General features: G+C 61.3%; 19 protein-coding genes, 4 tRNA genes and 1 pseudogene. 17 read left to right on the forward strand and 7 right to left on the reverse strand.

Annotated elements, in window-relative coordinates; translation table 11 throughout:
- Nucleotides 1-9: 9 nt before the first annotated feature.
- The 4 genes from fabA to J3P95_RS08220 all read right to left on the reverse strand — a co-directional run bounded on the left by fabA (nucleotide 10) and on the right by J3P95_RS08220 (nucleotide 5,664).
- Nucleotides 10-525 (reverse strand): 3-hydroxyacyl-[acyl-carrier-protein] dehydratase FabA, encoded by a 516-nt coding sequence (fabA, locus tag J3P95_RS08205; protein ID WP_003204400.1) that lies wholly within the window; start codon nucleotides 523-525, stop codon nucleotides 10-12.
- A gap of 250 nt (nucleotides 526-775) precedes the next feature.
- Nucleotides 776-2,677 carry an ATP-binding protein gene (locus J3P95_RS08210; protein WP_434577897.1) on the reverse strand — a complete coding sequence of 634 codons (1,902 nt, stop codon included), beginning with the start codon at nucleotides 2,675-2,677 and terminating at the stop codon, nucleotides 776-778.
- Nucleotides 2,674-3,606: an ABC transporter substrate-binding protein gene (locus tag J3P95_RS08215; RefSeq protein WP_434577896.1), complete on the reverse strand. Its 933-nt coding sequence runs from the start codon at nucleotides 3,604-3,606 to the stop codon at nucleotides 2,674-2,676. The genes J3P95_RS08210 and J3P95_RS08215 overlap by 4 nt, the downstream gene beginning before the upstream one ends.
- A complete protein-coding gene (locus J3P95_RS08220; protein WP_434581259.1) occupies nucleotides 3,607-5,664 on the reverse strand; it encodes a TonB-dependent receptor plug domain-containing protein in 2,058 nt (685 codons plus the stop codon). It lies immediately after the preceding gene.
- A gap of 265 nt (nucleotides 5,665-5,929) precedes the next feature.
- Here J3P95_RS08220 and J3P95_RS08225 point away from each other — a divergent pair, with 265 nt between their 5' ends.
- The 9 genes from J3P95_RS08225 (at nucleotide 5,930) to pyrF (ending at nucleotide 12,986) form a co-directional block, all read left to right on the forward strand.
- A complete protein-coding gene (locus J3P95_RS08225) occupies nucleotides 5,930-6,955 on the forward strand; it encodes an NAD(P)H-dependent glycerol-3-phosphate dehydrogenase (RefSeq protein ID WP_434562019.1) in 1,026 nt (341 codons plus the stop codon).
- 28 nt (nucleotides 6,956-6,983) lie between these two features.
- Nucleotides 6,984-7,331 (forward strand): DUF4389 domain-containing protein, encoded by a 348-nt coding sequence (locus J3P95_RS08230; RefSeq protein ID WP_434577894.1) that lies wholly within the window; start codon nucleotides 6,984-6,986, stop codon nucleotides 7,329-7,331.
- Entirely contained in the window at nucleotides 7,328-7,780 is a 453-nt protein-coding gene (sixA, locus tag J3P95_RS08235) for a phosphohistidine phosphatase SixA (protein ID WP_434577892.1), read from the forward strand. The genes J3P95_RS08230 and sixA overlap by 4 nt, the downstream gene beginning before the upstream one ends.
- A 44-nt stretch (nucleotides 7,781-7,824) precedes the next feature.
- A complete protein-coding gene (locus J3P95_RS08240; protein ID WP_434562025.1) occupies nucleotides 7,825-8,268 on the forward strand; it encodes a hotdog fold thioesterase in 444 nt (147 codons plus the stop codon).
- 170 nt (nucleotides 8,269-8,438) lie between these two features.
- Nucleotides 8,439-9,233: an alpha/beta fold hydrolase gene (locus J3P95_RS08245; protein ID WP_434577890.1), complete on the forward strand. Its 795-nt coding sequence runs from the start codon at nucleotides 8,439-8,441 to the stop codon at nucleotides 9,231-9,233.
- Nucleotides 9,230-10,081 carry an alpha/beta fold hydrolase gene (locus J3P95_RS08250; protein ID WP_434562029.1) on the forward strand — a complete coding sequence of 284 codons (852 nt, stop codon included), beginning with the start codon at nucleotides 9,230-9,232 and terminating at the stop codon, nucleotides 10,079-10,081. The genes J3P95_RS08245 and J3P95_RS08250 overlap by 4 nt, the downstream gene beginning before the upstream one ends.
- 129 nt (nucleotides 10,082-10,210) lie before the next feature.
- A complete protein-coding gene (locus tag J3P95_RS08255) occupies nucleotides 10,211-11,029 on the forward strand; it encodes a DUF4892 domain-containing protein (protein WP_434577889.1) in 819 nt (272 codons plus the stop codon).
- Nucleotides 11,030-11,091: 62 nt separating this feature from the next.
- The gene (locus J3P95_RS08260) at nucleotides 11,092-12,138 is read left to right on the forward strand and encodes an AI-2E family transporter (protein ID WP_434562033.1); all 1,047 of its coding nucleotides are present in this window, start codon (nucleotides 11,092-11,094) and stop codon (nucleotides 12,136-12,138) included.
- Nucleotides 12,139-12,287: 149 nt separating this feature from the next.
- The gene (pyrF, locus tag J3P95_RS08265; protein WP_434577888.1) at nucleotides 12,288-12,986 is read left to right on the forward strand and encodes an orotidine-5'-phosphate decarboxylase; all 699 of its coding nucleotides are present in this window, start codon (nucleotides 12,288-12,290) and stop codon (nucleotides 12,984-12,986) included.
- Between the two features lie 54 nt (nucleotides 12,987-13,040).
- Here the strand turns inward: pyrF and J3P95_RS08270 are convergent, their stop codons facing one another.
- Nucleotides 13,041-14,045 (reverse strand): NADP-dependent oxidoreductase, encoded by a 1,005-nt coding sequence (locus J3P95_RS08270; RefSeq protein WP_434562037.1) that lies wholly within the window; start codon nucleotides 14,043-14,045, stop codon nucleotides 13,041-13,043.
- Nucleotides 14,046-14,271: 226 nt separating this feature from the next.
- On the opposite strand from J3P95_RS08270, the gene J3P95_RS08275 reads away from it, so the two are divergent.
- The 4 genes and pseudogenes from J3P95_RS08275 to J3P95_RS08290 all read left to right on the forward strand — a co-directional run bounded on the left by J3P95_RS08275 (nucleotide 14,272) and on the right by J3P95_RS08290 (nucleotide 18,706).
- Nucleotides 14,272-15,033, forward strand: coding sequence for an SDR family oxidoreductase (locus J3P95_RS08275; protein ID WP_434577886.1), 762 nt, complete (start codon nucleotides 14,272-14,274; stop codon nucleotides 15,031-15,033).
- Nucleotides 15,034-15,230: 197 nt separating this feature from the next.
- A complete protein-coding gene (locus J3P95_RS08280; protein ID WP_434562039.1) occupies nucleotides 15,231-16,628 on the forward strand; it encodes a PLP-dependent aminotransferase family protein in 1,398 nt (465 codons plus the stop codon).
- A 1,022-nt stretch (nucleotides 16,629-17,650) separates the two neighbouring features.
- Nucleotides 17,651-17,845 (forward strand): annotated as a pseudogene (locus tag J3P95_RS08285) (HAMP domain-containing protein); the annotation flags it as partial.
- Nucleotides 17,843-18,706, forward strand: a complete 864-nt coding sequence (locus tag J3P95_RS08290) for a methyl-accepting chemotaxis protein (RefSeq protein WP_434626661.1) — start codon at nucleotides 17,843-17,845, stop codon at nucleotides 18,704-18,706. The pseudogene J3P95_RS08285 and the gene J3P95_RS08290, both read left to right, overlap by 3 nt.
- 423 nt (nucleotides 18,707-19,129) lie before the next feature.
- Here J3P95_RS08290 and J3P95_RS08295 read toward each other — a convergent pair whose 3' ends face one another.
- Nucleotides 19,130-19,888: a hypothetical protein gene (locus tag J3P95_RS08295; RefSeq protein ID WP_434562043.1), complete on the reverse strand. Its 759-nt coding sequence runs from the start codon at nucleotides 19,886-19,888 to the stop codon at nucleotides 19,130-19,132.
- A gap of 369 nt (nucleotides 19,889-20,257) precedes the next feature.
- Between J3P95_RS08295 and J3P95_RS08300 the strand changes: the two genes are divergently transcribed.
- The 4 genes from J3P95_RS08300 (at nucleotide 20,258) to J3P95_RS08315 (ending at nucleotide 20,671) form a co-directional block, all read left to right on the forward strand.
- Nucleotides 20,258-20,333, forward strand: a tRNA-Glu gene (locus tag J3P95_RS08300).
- Nucleotides 20,334-20,335: 2 nt separating this feature from the next.
- Nucleotides 20,336-20,411, forward strand: a tRNA-Gly gene (locus J3P95_RS08305).
- Nucleotides 20,412-20,516: 105 nt separating this feature from the next.
- Nucleotides 20,517-20,592 (forward strand) — tRNA-Glu (locus J3P95_RS08310).
- 3 nt (nucleotides 20,593-20,595) lie between these two features.
- Nucleotides 20,596-20,671, forward strand: a tRNA-Gly gene (locus J3P95_RS08315).
- 170 nt (nucleotides 20,672-20,841) lie between these two features.
- Here the strand turns inward: J3P95_RS08315 and J3P95_RS08320 are convergent.
- Complete coding sequence (locus J3P95_RS08320) at nucleotides 20,842-21,249, reverse strand: PA2817 family protein (RefSeq protein WP_434577884.1); 408 nt, start codon at nucleotides 21,247-21,249, stop codon at nucleotides 20,842-20,844.
- Between the last annotated feature and the right edge of the window lie 35 nt (nucleotides 21,250-21,284).

The following is a 21,284-nucleotide window of genomic DNA, read 5'->3' on the forward strand; positions in this document are numbered from 1 at the left end:
GGATAACCCTTAGAAGTTGTCAGTGGAGGTGAAAACGCCGACCCGAAGGCCTTCGGCGGTGTAGATCTCGCGACCGTCGACAGCCACCGAACCATCGGCGATGGCCATGTTCAGCTTGCCCTTGAGGACGCGTTTGATATGAATGTTATAGGTGATCTTCTTGGCGGTCGGCAGAACCTGACCGAAGAACTTCACTTCGCCCGAGCCCAAGGCGCGACCGCGACCCGGCAGGCCCTGCCAGCCGAGGAAGAAGCCGACCAGTTGCCACATGGCATCCAGGCCCAGGCAGCCCGGCATCACCGGGTCGCCTTCGAAGTGACAGGCGAAGAACCACAGGTCCGGAGTGATATCCAGCTCGGCGACCAATTCACCTTTGCCGTACTTGCCACCCTCTTCGCTGATATGGGTAATGCGATCCACCATCAGCATGTTCGGGGCGGGCAGTTGCGCGTTACCTGGGCCGAACAGCTCACCGCGACTGCAGCGCAGCAGATCTTCCCGAGTAAAGGCGTTTTGTTTGGTCATGCGAGCTCCTCAATAGTCCCATGCGGCAGGGTGGGGCAAATCTTCCCGGCCGATCGAAGCGTTCATGCCTCGAGTCGGCAGCCTACTCATAGACTATTGCGTTGTAGTGAAAGTCACAGCACACGGGAAAATGAATGTACACCTGTGCACTGAAATGGTTATTCCTTTCCCGATCGAGGCGTGTCCGGGTGCCTAAGACTGCCGCACTTTCGCTTTTCACGCCAGTCACAGATCGTCCAAGAGACCGCATTCATCCCACCCAACGCTGCAGAATCTGCTGCAGGTCAACCCGTTTGAAGGGTTTTGCCAGGTAATCGTTCATGCCCGCCGCGAGGCACGCTTCGCGGTCGCCCTGCAACGCGTTGGCCGTCAGCGCGATGATGGGCACCTCGGCGCAGCCGGGCAACTGGCGAATCTGGCGCGTGGCTTCGTAGCCATCGATCACCGGCAGCCGGCAGTCCATCAGGATCGCTTCGAAAATCAGGCTCTCGGCGCTGCGTACCGCCTGGGCGCCGTCCGTGGCAACGCTCACCTTGAAGCCCAGGCTGCGCAGCATCGCTTCGATCACGGTCTGGTTCACCGGGTTGTCTTCTACCAGCAAGATGTTGCGGCCTTCTCCATCGCCGTTTCCAGCAGGCAGGCGCGGGACCAAGATCGGCGGGGCCAGGCGCGACAAGGCCAACGGGATTTCCAAGGTAAACACCGAGCCCTGGCCCTCCTGGCTCTGGGCACGCAGCGTGCCGCCCATGCGTTCGGCCAGGGTGCGGGCGATCGGCAGGCCCAGGCCCGTGCCGCCGTAGCGCCGGGAAATCGAACTATCGGCCTGTTGGAAAGCGTCGAACATTCGCTCCAGGCTCTCGGCTGGGATACCGATGCCACTGTCGCGCACCGTGCAGGTGAACCACAGCAACTCGTGATCCAGGGCCTGCCATTGGCATTGCACGGTGACCCGCCCCTGGTCGGTGAACTTCAGTGCGTTGCCGATCAGGTTCACCAGTATCTGTCGGATACGCGTCGGGTCGCCTTGTACCCGCAGCACCTTCATGTCGTCAGGGATCAGCAGGTCCAGGCCCAGCTTGCGTTGCGCGGCGCTGTGCTGGAACGATTGGGCACAGCTGCCGACCAGTTCAGACAAGTTGAAGGGGATATGTTCCAGTTCCAGCGCCGAACGTTCGATGCGCGAGAAATCGAGGATGTCGTTGATCACCTTCAACAGGTGCTCGGTGGATTCCGACGCCAGCGCGGTGTACTCCTGCTGCTCATCGGTCATCTGCGTGGTTTCGAGCAGTTGCAGCATGCCCAGCACACCGTTCATCGGCGTGCGCAGTTCATGGCTCATCATTGCCAGGAATTCCGACTTGGCGCTGTTGGCTTTTTCCGCTTCCTCCCGAGTCTTGATCAGTTGCGCCATGGCCTGGTGCTGTTCGCGGCTGGCTTGTTCCAGACCGTCCGCCAGATTGTTGATGTGCCGCGACAACGCGCCCAGTTCGCCGTCGTCGACGATCGGCAGTGGGGTGCTGTAGTCGCCTTGCTGGATGGCCTTGACCGCGTTGCCGATGTCGCGAATCGGCTGCGATAGGCTCGCCGCCAGGCGACGCGCCACCAGGAAGGTGAACAACAGGGCAAACAGTGCCAGGATCGCCGCCTTGAGCAAGATTTCCTGTTGGCGCTGGCTGAAGGCCTCGCTGGACATGCCGACGATGACACGGCCCAGATAGTCCTCGCCGGGCATCTCGATGGACGGGCCGGCGCTTTGCAGGAAATCATTGTTCAGGGCAATGCGCTGCAGGCGAACCGGGGCCTGGAACACCTCCACCTGCCGGGAATGGCCGCCGGTTTGTGCGGGTTGCTCGACGTACACAAGCACCCGCTCCGAGCGATCCTGGACTTCCAGGAAACGCACGTGTGGCGTGGCGAGAGTGGCCGTGAGCAGGCTTTCCAGTACGTCGTTGTTGCCGGAAATCACACCGTATTCCGCCGCGGGGGCCAGTTGGTTGGCGATCAGTTGCCCGGTGTGGTTGAGTTCCTGGCGCAGGTCCTGGATACGCACGAAGGTGAAAAAGCTGATCAACAGCACGGTCAGCAACAAAGCCGGGCCAAGCGCAATGAGCTGGGTGCGGGTATTGATGTCCCAACGGCGACGCAAGGTCATGGGCGATGTTCTCCTTCTGCCAACTGCGCAGCGACGGATTCGGCGTCAATCGGTTCGATCCCCAGCGAGCGGGCGACCTGCTGGTTGCTCAGAATCTTGAAACGGGCCGGATACAAGGCGCGTGGCCAAGTGGCGGTGGGGCGGTCGAGCAGGTCGTCAAGAATCGCCAGCCAGTCTTCCTGGTCGCTGTAGGTGCTGGCCAGGCTGCCGGCCTTGACGAAGGCGGCACTTGGGCCGATCAGCGCCCGTTGTCGGGCATAACTGCTGAGCAGCACGTTCTTCACGGTCTTGGGGTTGTAGAGGTCGGGGTCATCGAGGCCCAGCAAGACATCGCTCTGGCCCAACAGCCTTTGCAAAGGGCGGCTGTCGTTGGTGTCGTCCCAGCGTTCGCTGACGATTTCCAGGCCCAGGGGCGTCGCGGCCTGGCGAAGATCCTTGAGCAGAAACTCGCTGTGCCTGTCGAACAGCACGCCGACCCGCCGCACTTGCGGCAGGACCTTGCGAATCAGGCGCAATTGCCGGGCTATCGGTGGATCGCTCCAGAGCAGGCTCAGTTGATCGGGCGTCGCCTCGCCGAGGCGCTCGCGGGCTTGTTGGCGGCTGATCCGCAGCACCAGGGTGGCCGGCCCGTTGGGCGTTTGCAGGCGCCAGTCGAGGCCCGGCAGGTCCAGCAGGACCAGGCGCATGTCGGCGGGCAAACGGTCCGGTGCCGGCAGGCTGGCCAGGAGTGCAAACCGCACGCGGTCCTGGGGACGCCGGGCCTGTAGGGCTTGGGTAAACGATTGCACGCCGGGACCGTCCTGGGCGCCGGTCAACAGAATCTCGGCGGCCCGCGCCTCAAGGGTGCCCAGCAGGCCAGCGAACGCCAGGCACAGTAGCCACCACAGGCGGCCACAAAAGGGCGTCTTGCTGGGTTGGTCGCGCAACATCTAGAAGGATAACTCCGCGCTGAAATACAGCACATGACGGGAGTCGTAGCGGTTGTCGACGAACGTGGTCGGCTGATCGTCGAGACGTTGTTGCAGGATGCCCGCCAGCTCCAGGCTGGCCTTGCCCAGGGGAATGCGCCGGGCGAGGCGGGTGTCGATCCGCTCGTAGCGATAGCCATTGAGGGCATCAGCGGCGTAATAGAAGACCGCACTGTTCCAGCCTCGGCCCCAGTCACGGAGCCAGCCGGCCGAACCGCTGTTGCGGGCGGTCAGTTGTTCATCGAGGGGATTGCTCGCCAGGGCGTCAACGTAGGCGTAGGTCAGGCGCAGGCGATCGGCGCGGGTCACGCGCCAGTCCAATTGGGTCTCGGCGCCGGTAAATTGCGATTTGTTGCTGTTGCTGGCGATGTACTGATTGTTGCGCAGCGGTTCGCTGATCATGCCGGTGATTTCGTCATGGAACAGCTTCACATCGACCGCCAGGCCCAGGTCCATGAAATAACCGTTGTAGCCCAGCTCCCGGGAACGCATGTGCTCTTGTTCCAGGTTGCCCGGGCCGCGGGTGCGGACGAAATAACGGGCGCTGTCCTGGCCGAACGCGGCGGGCCGCAGGTTGGTCACCTGGTAGCTCCAATTGACATTGTTCTCGAACATGTCCGGCGAGCGTACGGCCTCGGAGTACACCGCCCGCAGTCCGTGTCGCGGGGTGATCAGGTAGTTGACCGCCATGCGCGGGGTCAGCGAGCTGCCGGTCAGACGCGTGTCTTCGAACATTGCACCGCCCTGCAACAGCCAGTGCTCGCTGGCTCGCCATTCGAGCTGGCCGAACAAGCGCCAGGTGGTGTCGTCGAGTGTGCCGTTGAAATAAGTTTCGGAATCGGCGCGGTCGTAGCGATAATTCGCCCCGGTGACCAGCCGCAGGCTGTCGGACAGGCTCAAGGTGTCCTGGATTTCCAAGTCATAGCGCGATTCCCGGGCGCTCTGGTCGATGTCGCCGCACAGGGTGCGCGAGGCGCCGTTGCGCCACTGGTCGATCACTTGATTGGCCAACGCCTGTTCCTGGGCCGTGCCGGCAGGCGCACCCGTGCCGAGGAAGCTGGGAATGTTGCGTGCCAGCTTCTCGGCGTAGTGGGGGTTGAGCTGCCAGAGATCGGTCAATTGCGGGCTGAAGGACACCTCGGCGTCACAGGCGCGCCAGGTTTGTTGGCGATCCCAATGCTGGATCGAGCCTTGCACATAAAGACTGTGATTGGGGTTCAGGTCCAGGTTCCAACGCAGCGAGCCGGCGTAATCCTTGGCGACGACGTCGGAGTTGTCACCTGCCGCGGTAATCCCGGCGAAAACCGGGCGATAGGTATAGGGACGTTGATTGGTCCCGTCCTTGGCGTTCAACTGCCAGTCGATGCTCTGGCGTTCGTCCAGGGTCTGGCTGACCGACAGGTTGAAGCGGTCCAGGCGTCGGCTGTCGCGGTAGTTTGCGCCGTTGCGGTCACTGTCAAAACCGTCGTCTTCCTGGCCTGACAGTGAAAGTCGCCAGTCTCCGTGCTCCCAGCCACTGCCCTGGCTCGCGTACCAGTCGCCGATCCCGCGCTGACCCCGGGTTATTTTCAAGCGTGTACCGTGGCTGTCGACCGGGGCGCGGGTGATGATGTTGACCACCGCCATCAGGGCGTTGGCGCCGTAGCTGACGGTGTTGGGGCCGCGGAAGACTTCGATCCGATCGATGTCTTCCATGGCCACTGGGATATCGCTCCAGTCCACCGTCGCGAGGCCGGCGCGGTACACCGAGCGGCCGTCGATCAGCACCTGCATGCGTCGCGCTTCGCTGGCGCTGGTGCCGTGGTAGTTCGCCGTGGCCTGGTTGCCGCTGAGATTGCCGACCATCATGCCCGGCACCAGACGCAACAGTTCGCTGATGTCCCGGGCGCCGCTGGCCTTGATCAGTTCGCTGTCGAGCACGGTCATGCTGCCCGGCACCGCCGCTGGCGATTGTTTCAGGCGCGTGGCGGTCAGTATCTGGGGCAAGGGCTGGTTGTCCACGAACAAGTCGTCGGCCATCACTGGCGCACTGATGATCAGCGCCAATAGCAGTGGTGAACCTGAACGGGAAGGGCCAGCGAGCACGGCACAGCCTTTGATAAAGGAAGGGTGGCGGGCATGTTAACCGAGCCGAACGACTTTTCCATTCACGTTGACAGCATTTTCCTGGAAATTGATGGTCTGCCTCCTACGGCTGTGGCTATTTACTAACGGGGCTGGTCGCGATCTGGCCGCTCCGTATAATGCCTGGCATTGCCACTTGGTACGGAAGAGCGGATTGCATATGACTGAACAGCGCCCGATTGCGGTCCTGGGAGGCGGGAGTTTCGGCACCGCCGTGGCCAACCTGCTGGCGGAAAATGGCCACGCGGTACGCCAATGGATGCGTGACCCGGAGCAGGCCGAGGCCATCCGCGTGAACCGGGAGAATCCGCGTTACCTCAAAGGCATCAAGGTCCGGCCTGAAGTGGAGCCCGTCACTGACTTGCAGGCGACACTTGAGGGCAGCGACCTGTTCTTTGTCGCCTTGCCCTCCAGCGCCTTGCGCTCGGTATTGGCGGCGCATGCCGAACGCTTGAGCGGCAAATTGCTGGTGAGTCTGACCAAAGGCATCGAGGCACAGACCTTCAAGCTGATGAGCGAGATCCTCGAAGAGATCGCCCCCAAGGCGCGCATCGGCGTGATTTCCGGGCCGAACCTGGCGCGCGAGATCGCCGAACACGCACTGACCGCCACCGTGGTCGCCAGCGAAGATGAAGAACTCTGCCAGCGGGTCCAGGCGGCACTGCATGGCCGCACCTTCCGGGTCTACGCCAGTGCTGACCGTTTCGGCGTGGAGTTGGGCGGGGCGTTGAAAAATGTCTATGCAATCATCGCCGGCATGGCGGTCGCGCTGGGCATGGGTGAGAACACCAAGAGCATGCTGATCACCCGGGCGCTGGCGGAAATGACCCGCTTTGCCGTCAGCCAGGGCGCCAACCCGATGACCTTCCTCGGGCTGGCCGGGGTGGGCGATTTGATTGTCACCTGTTCCTCGCCCAAGAGCCGCAACTACCAGGTGGGTTTTGCTCTCGGCCAAGGGCTGAGCCTGGATGAGGCGGTGTCGCGCCTGGGCGAAGTGGCCGAGGGGGTCAATACGCTCAAGGTGCTCAAGGCCAAGTCCCAGGAGGCCGGCGTCTACATGCCATTGGTCGCCGGGTTGCACGCGATTCTGTTCGAAGGGCGGACGCTGGAACAGGTGATCGAACTGTTGATGCGTGGCGAACCGAAGACCGACGTCGATTTCATTTCCACCAGCGGTTTCAACTGATTCTATTGACCGCAAGCAGGAGCGAACCATGAATGATCCGAAAGGGCAGCCTCGATACGAATCCATCCTGCTGCGTGTGCTGTGGATGGTGATTTACCTGCTGGTCTGGCAGGTGGCGCAATTCATCCTCGGCGCCGTGGTGCTGATACAGTTGATCTACCGGTTGATCTACGGCGCACCCAGCGCCGGCCTGATGAATTTCGGCGACAGCCTGAGCCAGTTCCTGGCGCAGATCGGCCGCTTCGGCACGTTCCACAGCGACCAGAAACCCTGGCCATTCGCTGACTGGCCAACCCCACGCACACCAGAAGGCGAAGCGCCTCATGCCGTAGCGCCGGCGCCGCATCCAGTCCGCGACGAGGAGCCAAAGCTATGAAACTATGGGTATTGCGTCATGGTGAGGCCGAGCCCCACGGCGTTCGTCCCGATCCGGAGCGGGTATTGACGGTGCATGGTCGCGAAGAAGTGCTGCGCAGCGCCGGTCGGTTGATGGGCGAGCCGTTGCGGGTCATTTATGCCAGCCCCTACGTGCGCGCCCAACAGACCGCCCAACTGGTGCGTGAAGCGTTGGGGTTCGAGCCTGAGCTGATTACCGTGGACTGGCTGACGCCCGAGACCCGACCGACCGATGTGCCGAAACATCTGAAGGATCAGGACGACGTGCTGTTGGTCAGCCACAACCCGCTGGTGGGCAGCTTGCTGGGCTTGTTGCAGCACGGTCACTTGCAGCAGCCCGAGCAGGTGCAAACGGCTGGGCTGGCCGAGCTTGAAGGTGACCTGCCGTTGGCCGGTGCGATGACGCTCGAAAGCCTTAAGCATCCCTGAAAAACCACTTGCCGGAACATAAAAATCAAAAAGGAAGGGCAACGATGAGTCTGTGGCGCACCATCCCCAACATCGAACAGTTGAACGCTGCCGGTAAGAACACCATCAGCGAAGTGCTGGACATCCGTTTCGAGTCGTTCGACGACGAGTCCCTGACCGCCAGCATGGTGGTCGATCACCGCACCCACCAACCGTTCGGCCTGCTGCACGGCGGCGCTTCGGTGGTGTTGGCCGAAACGGTCGGCTCCATGGCCGCCTACCTGTGCGTGGATACCAGCAAGTTCTATTGCGTCGGTCTGGAGATCAACGCCAACCACCTGCGCGGCGTGCGCAGCGGGCGAGTCACGGCCACGGCTCGCTCGGTTCACCTGGGCCGCACCACCCAAGTCTGGGACATCCGCCTGGTCAACGATGACGGCAAGGTCAACTGCGTGTCGCGCTTGACCATGGCGGTGGTACCGTTGGGTGAGCAGCCGCCGGGGCGCTAAAAGCTACAAGCTACAAGCTACAAGCGAAGCAGGCCTGCGTTTACTGGCAGCGTGAGGCTTGCAGCTTGCAGCTTGAATCCAGCTGTCATCATTCCTGTCAGTTACGGTCATTGCCCCAGCGTCGGGTTCTGCGCACAATCGGTCGCAGTTCTCGCAATGGATCGGCCTACATGTCGCAACAGGTGTTTTTCGCCCACGCCAACGGTTTCCCTTCGGCCACCTACGGCAAGCTCTTTGCCGCGCTAGCGCCGCAATACGAGGTTGCGCACCTTGAACTGCACGGCCATGACCCGCGATTTCCGGTGGATGACAACTGGAACAACCTGGTGGACGAACTGATTCATCACCTCGAACAACAACCGGAGCCGGTATGGGGCGTGGGCCACTCTCTAGGCGGCGTACTGCACCTTCACGCAGCGTTGCGATGCCCTCGGCTGTATCGGGGCGTGGTCATGCTTGATTCGCCGGTGCTGACCCGCGCGGACCGTTGGGTGATCCTCGCCGCCAAGCGCCTGGGCTTCATCGATCGCCTGACCCCGGCCGGGCGGACTCTGGGCCGGCGCGAGGAGTTCAACGATCTCGAATCGGCGCGGGCCTATTTTGCCGGCAAGACGCTGTTTCGCGGTTTCGATCCAGAATGCTTCGAAGCGTACCTGCAACATGGCTTGCAGCCCATTGGCGACCGGTTGCGACTGCGCTTCGACCCGGCCACGGAAATCAGCATCTATCGCGGCGTGCCGCACACCAGCCCAGGTCGGGCTCTAAAGCTACAAGTGCCGCTGGCGGTGGTGCGAGGCCGACAGAGCCGGGTGGTAATGCGTCACCACACCCGTTCGGTGGGGCGCATGCCCTTGGGCGAATCCCTGAGCATGCCGGGCGGCCACATGTTTCCTCTCGAATACCCCCAGGAGACGGCCACCTTGATCAAGGACCTGCTCCAGCGCTGGGAAGGGCAGCGAGCATGAATGCCGTCGAAGAGGTTCGCCTGAGCCTGCCTCACATCGAACTGGCGGCCCACCTGTTCGGGCCGGAAGATGGCCGACCGGTGATCGCCTTGCATGGCTGGCTGGACAATGCCAACAGTTTCGCCCGGCTGGCACCCCGACTGAAGGGTGTCCGAGTCATTGCCCTGGACATGGCCGGTCACGGTCATTCCGGGCACCGCCCGCCTGGCGCCGGCTACGCCCTGTGGGACTACGCGCATGACGTGCTGCAAGTCGCCGAACAACTGGGCTTGAAGCGTTTTGCCTTGTTGGGGCACTCCATGGGCGCGATTGTTTCGCTGGTGTTGGCCGGCGCTTTGCCGGAGCGGATCACGCACTTGGGCTTGATTGATGGAGTGATTCCTCCTACGGCCAAAGGCGACAATGCGGCGGAGCGCATGGGCATGGCCTTACAAGCGCAGCTGGAACTGCAACAAAAACGCAAACCCGTCTACAAAACCCTCGACCGGGCCATCGAAGCCCGTATGAAAGGGCTGGTGGCGGTCAGTCGCGAGGCAGCCGAGCTGTTGGCCCAGCGCGGGCTGATGCCGGTGCCGGGGGGCTACACCTGGCGCACCGACAACCGACTGACCTTGCCCTCACCGCTGCGCCTGACCGATGAACAAGCCATGGCCTTCGTGGCTCGGGTCGCTTGTCCTGCTCATCTGGTGGTGGCGGCCGACGGCATGCTTGCCCAGCACCCCGAGTTGCTGGAGCGTCTACCCTTCAGTCATGAACAGCTGCCTGGCGGTCATCATTTGCACCTGAACGACGAGGTCGGTGCCGCGCTTGTAGCAGACTGTTTCAATCGGTTCTTCTGCGTTCCTTGACTTGCGCCGGGCAAGTGTCGAGGCTGGGCGGGTTGAAAGGGAGCCAACCATGACAGACAACCACCCACTCGCCTTGCTGCGCATTGACGAACGCCTTTGCGTCGCGCGGATCCAGGCCAAGTCCATCCGATGAAACCGACCATTCACTCATTCGTCCTGCTGGCGCTGGCCTGTCTCAGCCCGGCATCGCTGGCCGCCGATGTGCCCGGCAGTCGGGACCTGGAACGCGTGCCACGTATGCCCGACGCGCAGATCGTCGATTACCGGCAAACCAGCGACCTTGAGCGCATCTACCCGATGGGGGCGATCCGCAGGATCAGCGGCCAGTTGCGTTTCGACGGGCAGGTCGATGCCCGTGGCAACGCCACGTCAGTGACCTACGAACTGCCGCCGGAACATTCCGCCACCCAAGCCTTTACCACTGCGCGCGAAGCCTTGCAAAAGCAGGGTGCCGAGCTGTTGTTCTGGTGCCAAGCTCGCGATTGCGGCGAAAGCAGCCTGTGGGCCAACGACGTATTCGGCAATGCCAAGCTCTATGGCGCCGATAACGGTCAGGCCTACCTGTTGCTGCGCCTGGCGCCGCCTGCGGACAACACACTGATCGCGCTGTATGCGATAACCCGTGGCAACCGCAAGGCGTACCTGCAGATCGAGCAGTTCGAAGCGGGCGCGCCCTTGGGGAACGTCCTGCCGACATCGGCGACACTGCTGCGCCAGCTCAAGGACACAGGCGTGCTGGATTTGCCGCGTCTGGCCGGCGAGCCGGATGACGCCTGGTTGCGCTTGCTGTCCCGGGCCCTGAACCTGGACACGGGCCTGCGAGTCAGCATCGCCGGCCCGCACGCCGAGGCTTGGCGCCAGGCCTTGGTCGATCAAGGTGTCCGCGCGGCAAGAATGGAGGCGACCAGGAGTGACGTCACTGGCCTACACCTTGAACTGCTGCGATAAGCTATCTGGGGGAGTGCGCTTGACGACCTTATCCCGGCCTTGTTCATTTTTCGGGACCGTCCATGCTCAATAACGATCGGCTGTTGGTGCAGATCCTGCTCCTGGTGTTGTTCGGAGCAAGCCTTTGGGTAATGGCTCCGTTCTGGTCGGCGCTGTTCTGGGGCGCCGTGCTGGCGTTTGCCAGTTGGCCGCTGATGCGCTTGCTGACGCGTTGGGTCAATGGCCGTGAATCCCTGGCGGCGGCGTTGCTGACGGTAGGCTGGATGTTGCTGGTGGCGGTGCCGCTGGTGTGGCTGGGGTTCAACCTGGCCGATCATGTGCGCGATGCCACGGCCTTCATCAGGGACGTCCAGGTCGACGGCCTGCCCGAAGCGCCCGAGTGGCTGGCCGGTGTGCCATTGGTCGGCGGACGGCTGGTGACGCTCTGGGACAGTATCGACCAGCAAGGAGCGGCGATGATGGCTTCCGTCAAGCCGTACCTGGGACGGGTCGGCAACTGGTTGTTGGCCCGCAGTGCGCAAATCGGCGGCGGGATTCTCGAATTGACCCTGAGCATTGTGTTCGTGTTCTTCTTCTACCGCGACGGCCCGCGACTGGCGGCGTTTGTCCAAGGGCTGCTGGAGCGGCTGATCGGCGACCGTGCCGGCTACTACGTCGAACTGGTGGCCGGTACGGTCCAACGAGTGGTCAATGGCGTGATCGGGACCGCGGCGGCCCAGGCCGTGCTGGCGCTGATCGGCTTCCTGATCGCCGGGGTACCGGGTGCCCTGGTACTGGGGATCGTCACCTTCCTGCTCAGTCTGATTCCCATGGGGCCGCCATTGGTCTGGATCCCCGCCACCGCCTGGCTGGCGTGGAAGGGCGAATACGGAATGGCGGTGTTCCTGGGCATCTGGGGGACCTTCATCATCAGCGGCGTGGACAACGTGCTCAAGCCGTACTTGATCAGCCGTGGCGGGAACCTGCCGCTGGTCATCGTGTTGCTGGGGGTGTTCGGCGGGCTGATTGCATTCGGTTTCATTGGGCTGTTCATCGGTCCAACCTTGCTGGCGGTGGCGTACAGCTTGCTGACGGACTGGAGCAAGAGCCACGCGCGGCAGGACATATAGAACAAGCTGTGGCGAGAGGGATCGGGACACGAGCCTGCTGGTGAAAGACCCGTGCGTGGGCGTTTGACGATTTAACGATCATCGGGTCCCGCACGGGCGCTGGTTCCGCTACAATGCGCGCCGATTTCGACTTGCCTGAGAGCCCACTCATGTCCGCCTGCCAGACGCCCATCATCGTCGCCCTGGATTTCCCCACCCGTGACGCCGCCCTGAAGCTGGCCGACCAGTTGGACCCCAAGCTTTGCCGGGTCAAAGTCGGCAAGGAGCTGTTCACCAGCTGTGCCTCGGAAATCGTCGGTACCTTGCGTGACAAGGGTTTCGAAGTGTTCCTGGACCTTAAATTCCACGACATCCCGAACACCACCGCGATGGCCGTCAAGGCTGCCGCGGAGATGGGGGTGTGGATGGTCAACGTGCATTGCTCCGGTGGCCTGCGCATGATGGCCGCGTGCCGCGAAGTGCTCAATCAGCGCAGCGGTCCAAAACCGCTGTTGATCGGCGTGACTGTGCTGACCAGCATGGAGCGTGAGGATTTGGCAGGGATCGGCCTGGACATCGAGCCTCAGGAGCAAGTGCTGCGCTTGGCGGCGCTGGCCCAGAAAGCCGGCATGGACGGCCTGGTTTGTTCAGCCCTGGAAGCCAACGCCCTGAAGTCGGCCCATCCATCGCTGCAACTGGTGACGCCGGGGATTCGTCCGGCGGGCAGCGCCCAGGACGATCAACGCCGTATCCTGACACCGCGCCAGGCATTGGACGCCGGCTCCGATTATCTGGTGATAGGCCGCCCGATCAGCCAGGCGGCGGATCCGGCCAAGGCGCTGGCGGCGGTGGTGGCCGAACTGGCCTGATCCAACACTGCAGATCGTGCGGGAGCGAGCAAGCTCGCTCCCGCTTGTCTCGCTTCAGACCTTGAGAACCAGCTTCCCGAAGTTCTCGCCACTGAACAATTTGGTCAGTGTCTCGGGAAACGTTTCCAGCCCTTCGACGATATCTTCCTTGCTCTTGAGTTGTCCCTTGGCCATCCAGCCGGCCATTTCCTGCCCAGCCGCGGCGAACTGCGACGCATAGTCCATAACCACGAAACCTTCCATACGCGCGCGGTTGACCAGCAGCGACAGGTAGTTGGCCGGGCCCTTTACCGCTTCCTTGTTGTTGTATTGGCTGATCGCACCGCAAATCACCACGCGAGCCTTGAGGGCCAGGCGGCTGAGAACCGCATCGAGGATGTCGCCGCCGACGTTGTCGAAATAAACATCTACGCCTTTGGGGCACTCGCGCTTTAGGCCTGCGTGGACGTCTTCGCTCTTGTAGTCGATGGCGCCGTCAAAGCCCAGCTCATTGATCAGGAATTTGCATTTATCGGCGCCACCGGCGATGCCCACCACACGGCAACCTTTGATCTTGGCGATCTGCCCGGCAATGCTGCCCACTGCACCGGCGGCCCCGGAAAGCACCACGGTTTCTCCGGCTTTGGGCGCACCGACATCCAGCAGGGCGAAATAAGCAGTCATCCCGGTCATGCCCAGCGCGGATAAATAGCGTGGCAGCGGCGCCAGTTTCGGGTCCACCTTGTAGAAACCTCGCGGCTCGCCAAGGAAATAATCCTGCACGCCCAGCGCACCGTTGACGTAATCCCCGACCGCAAATCCCGGATTGTTCGACGCGATGACCTGGCCCACGCCCAACGCCCGCATGACTTCACCGATGCCGACCGGCGGGATGTAGGACTTGCCTTCATTCATCCAGCCGCGCATGGCCGGGTCGAGGGACAGGTACTCATTCTTGACCAGGATCTGGCCGGCTGCCGCTTCGCCGACGGGGACTTCTTGAAAGGTAAACGTCTCACGGGTCGCGGCGCCCACCGGGCGTTTGGCGAGCAGGAACTGGCGGTTGGTCTGGGCAGTCATGACAGGCACTCAAAATGAATGAAGCCTTGTTGATAGACCCTCCAGGCCTGCGCCGCAAGGTTTGCCAATACAGCGAATGCAGGTTTATCCAAGCCAGTGATAGTGCGACGGGCGCTATTATCACTGGCGCTCATGCGATGCCAACCGGCGGTTGGATAGTGCTGCCGTGCCGTTGCGATCGATGGCTATATGCAGCAATCAGCGGTAATTCTTCGAGGCATTGACAATGAGCATGACGTTTTCCGGACAGGTTGCGGTGGTGACGGGGGCGGCGGCGGGCATTGGCCGCGCCACGGCTCAGGCATTCGCGGCGCAAGACCTCAAGGTGGTCGTTGCCGACCTCGACGTGGCGGGCGGCGAGGGCACGGTGCAGTCGATCCGCGAGGCGGGGGGCGAAGCTGTGTTCGTGCGTTGCGACGTGACATTGGAAAGCGACGTGCAGAATCTGATGAGCGAAGTGATCAGTGCTTATGGGCGCCTCGATTATGCCTTCAACAACGCGGGCATCGAGATCGAGAAGGGCAAGTTGGCTGACGGTACGCTGGATGAATTCGACGCAATCATGGGCGTCAACGTAAAGGGCGTGTGGCTGTGCATGAAGTACCAGTTGCCATTGCTGTTGGCTCAAGGCGGTGGAGCTATCGTCAATACCGCCTCGGTGGCAGGGCTCGGGGCGGCGCCGAAAATGAGTATCTATGCGGCGTCCAAGCATGCCGTGATCGGCCTGACCAAGTCGGCGGCCATTGAGTACGCCAAGAAGAAAATCCGCGTGAATGCAGTTTGCCCGGCAGTGATCGACACGGACATGTTCCGTCGAGCCTACGAGGCGGACCCGAAAAAAGCCGATTTCGCCAACGCAATGCACCCGGTCGGGCGCATTGGCAAGGTCGAGGAAATTGCCAGCGCAGTGTTGTATCTGTGCAGCGATGGCGCTGCATTCACCACGGGACATTCCTTGGCAGTGGACGGTGGGGTCACTGCGTTCTGACGCCAACTACGTAAGATAGGGCCCGCATTGCCCGCGGGCTTTTTCTTTTGGCGCCGAAGGTTCCCTTGATAAGGGCGCCAATGTATTTCAAAGAATGAGAATCAGGTGGTTTTGCGCCGATGTCGTACATCGTCCGGCGGCGGCCTGTGCTTAACTGTTTGTGGAAATAAAACAAACGCTTAGGAGCTTGGTTACTCATGGAGTTGAGAATCGACCGGCAGGCACTGGTACCTGTCGTGCAGCAAATCGTCGATGCGCTGGCCAGTTGGGTTCGACAAGGGACGGTTGAACCGGGCACTCGCCTGCCATCGATCCGGCAACTGGCGCGGGAGAACCTGCTCAGCCAGGCCAGTGTTCACGACGCCTACCAACGCCTGGTTGCCCAAGGCGTGCTGGAATCCCGTAATGGCTCGAGTTTTTTTGTCGCCCTCGCCCCTTCGGCAGTGGGGGAGCCGGCAGGCAGCGTCTGGCTCCAGGACGCACTGTCTGCCCCGCCCCGCCCGGCCAGCGACGCGCAACAAGAGCTGAAGCTGGGTTGTGGCGGCCTGCCCGAGAGTTGGCGCGAAAGCGACGATCTGGGCTATGCGATCCGTCAGGTAACCCGAACAGACATGGCAGGCCTGTTCAATTACAGCACGCCGCTGGGGTTGCCGGCCCTACGCGAGCTTCTGTCCAGGCGACTGAAGCAGTTCGATATCGACGCCGATAAGAACCGGATCCTTACGACTGCGGGCGCCACCCACGGGCTTGACCTGATCGTGCGCACCCTGCTGCCACCAGGATGTTGCGTGGTAGTGGAGAGTCCCGGCTATTCGAACCTGTTCGATCTGCTCAGGCTGCATAAAATAGACATGATCGAACTGCCCAGGACCCCACGCGGACCGGACATCGACGCCCTGCAATGCCTGCTGGCGATCCATCGGCCCTGCGCTCTGTTCGTCAACAGCGCCTGCCACAATCCTACCGGGAGCAGCCTGGCTCCAGCCGTGGCCCAGCAGCTGCTGCAACTGACAAAAAAACACGCCATGCTGGTTATCGAAGACGACGTCTATGCCGATTTTCAAAGTTCGATGCGCCCGCGCCTGGCGGCGCTGGATGCCGATGTGGTTTACCTGGGCAGCTTTTCAAAAACCCTGAGCAGCTCGTTGCGAGTCGGCTTCGTGGTCGCCGGGCCGGCCACTATCGCGCGCTTGAGCGAGGTCAAGGAGATCACCAGCATGGGCGGTTCTCGATTCTGCGAATCGGTGCTGGCCAATCTTCTGGCCAACGGTGCCTATCGCAAACTGGTCCAACGCCAACGGCAGCGACTGAGCGTGGATATGGCAGTGGCTTTGCAGCTGCTGGAGGACGCCGACTGGAAAGTGTTTGGCAAGCCGGCGGGTGGCTTGTTCATATGGGCGCGTGCGCCATTGTGTGACTATGCTGAGTTGCAGCGGCTGGCCAAACGGTGCGGTATACAGCTGTCGTCGCGCACCGCATTCAGCCCTTCGGGCACGGACACTGACTGGCTGCGTATCAACGTGGCCTATGCCCGAGATCCCAAAGCCTTGGCGTTCTTCCGAGCGACGGCTCTGGATCGACCTCAAGTGTCCTGAAAACGACGCGGCTGTAGCTTTTTGCCATTATTCCGACGCGAGCATCTTGTGTTGCGGGGCGTCTCGTTGCGAACCTGCAATCAACACACACTGGCAGAGGATTGGGCGCAATGATTTCGGCCGTGCAAGGACGTTTTGCCAACCTGGGTATGGCAAAGAAACTGGGCATCGGGTTCGTCCTGGTATTGCTGCTCACCGCAGTAGTGGCGGCTATTGGCGTCTGGTCCCTGCAAACCATCAGTTTTCGCTTCGATGGCTTGAAGCAGATGTCGTCCCTCAACAACGAGCTGCTCAAGGTCCGGCTGCTTGAACAGGAATACGCCTTGCGCTCCGATCCCAAGACCGCCGATGCCTTGCGCCAGGGTGTTGACGGGCTGGTGGCCCTGGCAAACGAGCTCAAGGCACAATCGGCTGCCAACGTGCCAGTGATGGAAGATGTGGAACAGGCCCTGGCGGCCTATCGCAAAGCATTCGATGAGTTCGTCGGGCTGAGCCAGAGCAAGGATCTGGCCCTCGAAATGGCCAGTTGGTCAGTCTCCAGCGTCGCCAACAACCTGGATGTGTTGCAGGCTGGGTTAGCCGATGACGGCGCCTACACGTTGAAGGAGTCGGAAGGCAAGGAGGGCGCCGAGTTCATCGAGCAGGCCAATCAGGTCAGCGAAGTGTCGCGGATGATGTTGCAGGCCATGAACGAAGCGCGCGTTCGCCTTGATCAGAGCCGCAAAGGCAGTGATGAAGCCGCTGGACAAGGCAATATAGAACAGGCCGAGCAGGCCATGAAACTGGCCGAAGGGCTCAGGAGCGCCGTCAAGGATCCAGGCTACCAGACCGTGCTCAACGAAGTGGCCGGGCATATTGGCGGGTTCAACCAACAGCTCGCCGAATACACCGGCCTGTTGGCCAACGAAAAGACCGTCTACCAGCAACTGCACGAGCGCGCCGATCAGGTCGTGGCGCGGGTCAACCAGGCCTACGGCGCCGAAGACAGTGCCATGCAGAGGGAACTGAAGAAGAACTCGCTGATGATCATCGGCTCGTCGGCCTTGGCGCTGCTGGTGGGATTGATCGCCGCTTGGGTCATCACCCGGCTGATCGTCACGCCGCTGCGCAGTGTCATTCGTGTCGCTCAGCAAATTGCTTCGGGTGACTTGAGTGCCAAGGTCGAAGTGACGCGTCGGGACGAGATCGGCCAGTTGATGCTCGCGATGCAACAGATGGCCGCCGGCTTGAGCAGCATCGTCAGTGGATTGCAGGCCGGGATCGAGCAACTGGCCAGCTCGGCCCAGTCGCTGTCGTCCGTGACCGAACAGACCAACTTGGAAGTCAGCAGCCAGAAGGAGGAAACCGAGCAAGTGGCGACGGCCATGAACCAGATGACCGCCACCGTGCACGACGTCGCCCGCAATGCCGAAGAGGCGGCGCAAGCGGCTCAGACGGCTGACGACAAGGTCGAAAGCGGCCAGCAGGTAGTGCGCCAGAGCATGGTACGCATCGAGCAATTGGCCGACTCGGCCACACTGGCCAGCACCAGCATCGAAAGCCTGAGCGCCGAAATACAAAACATCGGCAAGGTCCTGAGTGTCATCAAGAGCGTGGCCGAACAAACCAACCTGCTGGCGCTCAATGCCGCGATCGAGGCGGCTCGGGCGGGCGAACAGGGCAGGGGATTTGCTGTGGTGGCCGACGAAGTACGGGCCTTGGCCAAGCGTACGCAACAGTCCACTGAGGAAATCGAGCGACTGGTGAGTGCTTTGCGCTCAGCCGCCCAGACCTCCGTACAACAGATCCAGAGCAGCGGCGACCTGGTGAAAATGGCCGTCAGCGATGCACTACAGACCGAAAGCGCCCTCGGCAGCATCGCGGCAGCGGTGTCGCTCATCCAGCAAATGAACCAGCAGATCGCCGCGGCCGCCGAGCAACAGAGCTCAGTGGCCGAAGAAATCAACCGCAGCGTCACCAGCATCCGGGCAAGCGCCGATCAGTCATCCGTGGCCATGCAAGGCAACGCCGCGTCCAGTATTGAACTGGCGCAGCTGGGCGCTGAATTGAAGGGGATGGTGGGGCATTTCAGGTTGTGAATGGGGGCGGCGACAGCAATCCAACCTTTGCAACTGATTCGGCTACCGTGAGCAGTCTTGCTCTCACAGAAGAAACGCGGCCATCCAGAGACAGGTCGGCTATAAGGCCGCCTCGCGGCGGACGTTGATTTCGGCGCCCCGTTAACCACGCTGGCCGAACGCAGGTATTGCGCAGTGGGCATCCCGGCATGGATGCCGGGATAGCTGCGCTGGGCCATGGATGGCCCTTCGCAGCGGGCCCACGGAGCAATGCCTGCGTTCGGGTACACCGAGCCTAGGCGAGGTGCCGAGTGGTGGGGCAAAGCGGTTTTGGTTACTTTTGACGCTTTTCAAAAGTGACTCGCCGTAAGGGCGAAACCTTAAGCAGCCGTTACCGCGGCAACGGATATACACCCAATCCCAGTCCCAATCCCAGTCCCCAACTCAATCGTAAACCTTCTTCTTCTTCCACTCGTCGTTCGCTTCGTCGTCCTTCAAGCCTTCCGTCAACTGATTCACCTCACCCTCGACCGGCTGAGTGCTGGCCAGGACCTGGGCATTGGCCCGAGCCAGGAGCTTCTCCAGATAGGCCAACTGCTCGACATAGAGCTGGGGCTCCTGCTGCTTGCGCAGATACTGCACGCCACGCTCGAACGCCAGGCGAGCCTGCCCCGGCTGTTCCTGTTGCAAAGCCTGCTGGCCAAGGTTGTTGAAGAATTCGATGTGCAACAGCACCAGGATATGCCGCACTTCACGGATCCAACGCTTGGCCTCATTGGACGGCAGGAAACCGTCCTGGGCAGCGCGGGTGATCTGGCCGTGCAAGGCCTCGAGCAGAAACCGTACATCCTTGGCCTTGGCTTCGGTCTGGATCGGTGCCGGCGGGTTGCTCACCGGGATCGATTCACCTTGGGCCGCCAATGCAGTCAGTTCGTCCAGGCGTGCCTTGACCGCAGCATTGGTCTTGTCCAGATTGAGCAAGCGCTGGCAGACGTTGAGTTCAAGGCGTGTGATCAACAGTTTCAGGGCCGGAGTCATCAGCTGGCCGGGGAAGGTTTCGGTCAGCTCGCCGCAACGACGCAAACGGTCGTTGAGTTCAACCTTGGTGCGGGCCTTTTCCAGCTTGTTGTTTTCCACCACATGGTTCATGTAGCCAATGGCGATCAACAGCGCGATCCCGGCTACGACGAGCAGGGTGATCATGAGTGGTGTCACCGGTAAGACCTCTTTATTAGCGTTTGCATGTCATGAGTGTAGTGGCTTGGCTTTTAAGCGCATAGGCCCGAACGATGCGATTAGACGGGCGTCGTGCTGTTTATGGAGTACGCAGCCATAGATGCACATTGCCATCATTTGCCGCGTGCGACTATAACGTCTTGGCGGGCGACAGAATATAGGCGTCAGGGACCGGGCGGGCAAAATCCGCAAATCCGCCCCAAACCTGAGGAAGTCATTGATTTAAATAAATTTATATCTGGGGGTTGACGACCCTCCAATCCGTCCATAGAATGCGCGCCACTTACAGCGTAAAGCACTCAGCCAAACGCGATAAGCAGTGAATGTTGTACGTGTGTCCCCTTCGTCTAGTGGCCTAGGACACCGCCCTTTCACGGCGGTAACAGGGGTTCGAGTCCCCTAGGGGACGCCAATGCGGGAATAGCTCAGTTGGTAGAGCACGACCTTGCCAAGGTCGGGGTCGCGAGTTCGAGTCTCGTTTCCCGCTCCAATTTTAAGCAGCGTTGCTTTCGGGCAGTGCTGAGTGAAGCCAGAGCCGACATCTTAGGATGCGGGTTTGGGCACTGGAATACACACCATGTATTTCAGTTAGCGTGTCCCCTTCGTCTAGTGGCCTAGGACACCGCCCTTTCACGGCGGTAACAGGGGTTCGAGTCCCCTAGGGGACGCCATTTGCGGGAATAGCTCAGTTGGTAGAGCACGACCTTGCCAAGGTCGGGGTCGCGAGTTCGAGTCTCGTTTCCCGCTCCAAATTCAAAAAACGCCGCTCATTGAGCGGCGTTTTTTTTGCGCGCAGGAAAAGTCTGTCCCAACTTCAAGGCTAAGTATCGCGCGCCCACTGCCAAACATGCTCGATAAAAAGATCAAAAAAAGACCCGCAGAGTTTTAACTCATGCGGGTCTTTGTCGTGCTGTTTGCAATCAGTGCTTACTGTCCTGATCCGACATGGCCAGCAATTGTTTTTCCTGGTTCCAGTCGAAAGGCTCGTCGTTTTGCTCGGCTTCGAAGCGACGTTCCTCAAGGGCCTGGTACAGACCGATTTCTTCGTCAGGCATGTAGTGCAGGCAATCGCCGCCGAAATACCACAGCAGGTCGCGAGGCACCAGGTGGGCGATCTGTGGATAACGCACGATGACCTGGCACAGCAGATCCTGGCCCAGGTACTGGCTTTGGATCGGGTCGACCGGCAGTTGCGCGCGCAATTCGTCAAAGCGCTCCAGGAACAGCGCATGGCTTTCTTCGGGAACCTGTTCGGCCTCACCCACGGCGACCAGGATGCTGCGCAAGTGGTCAAGCAAGACGAGGTGATCGGCAACGACGTTGGACACGAGATAAGTCCTCAAGAGCAAAACGGGCGCAGGAG

This window comes from Pseudomonas sp. Z5-35, assembly GCF_051131945.1.
GTDB lineage: Bacteria > Pseudomonadota > Gammaproteobacteria > Pseudomonadales > Pseudomonadaceae > Aquipseudomonas > Aquipseudomonas marvdashtae.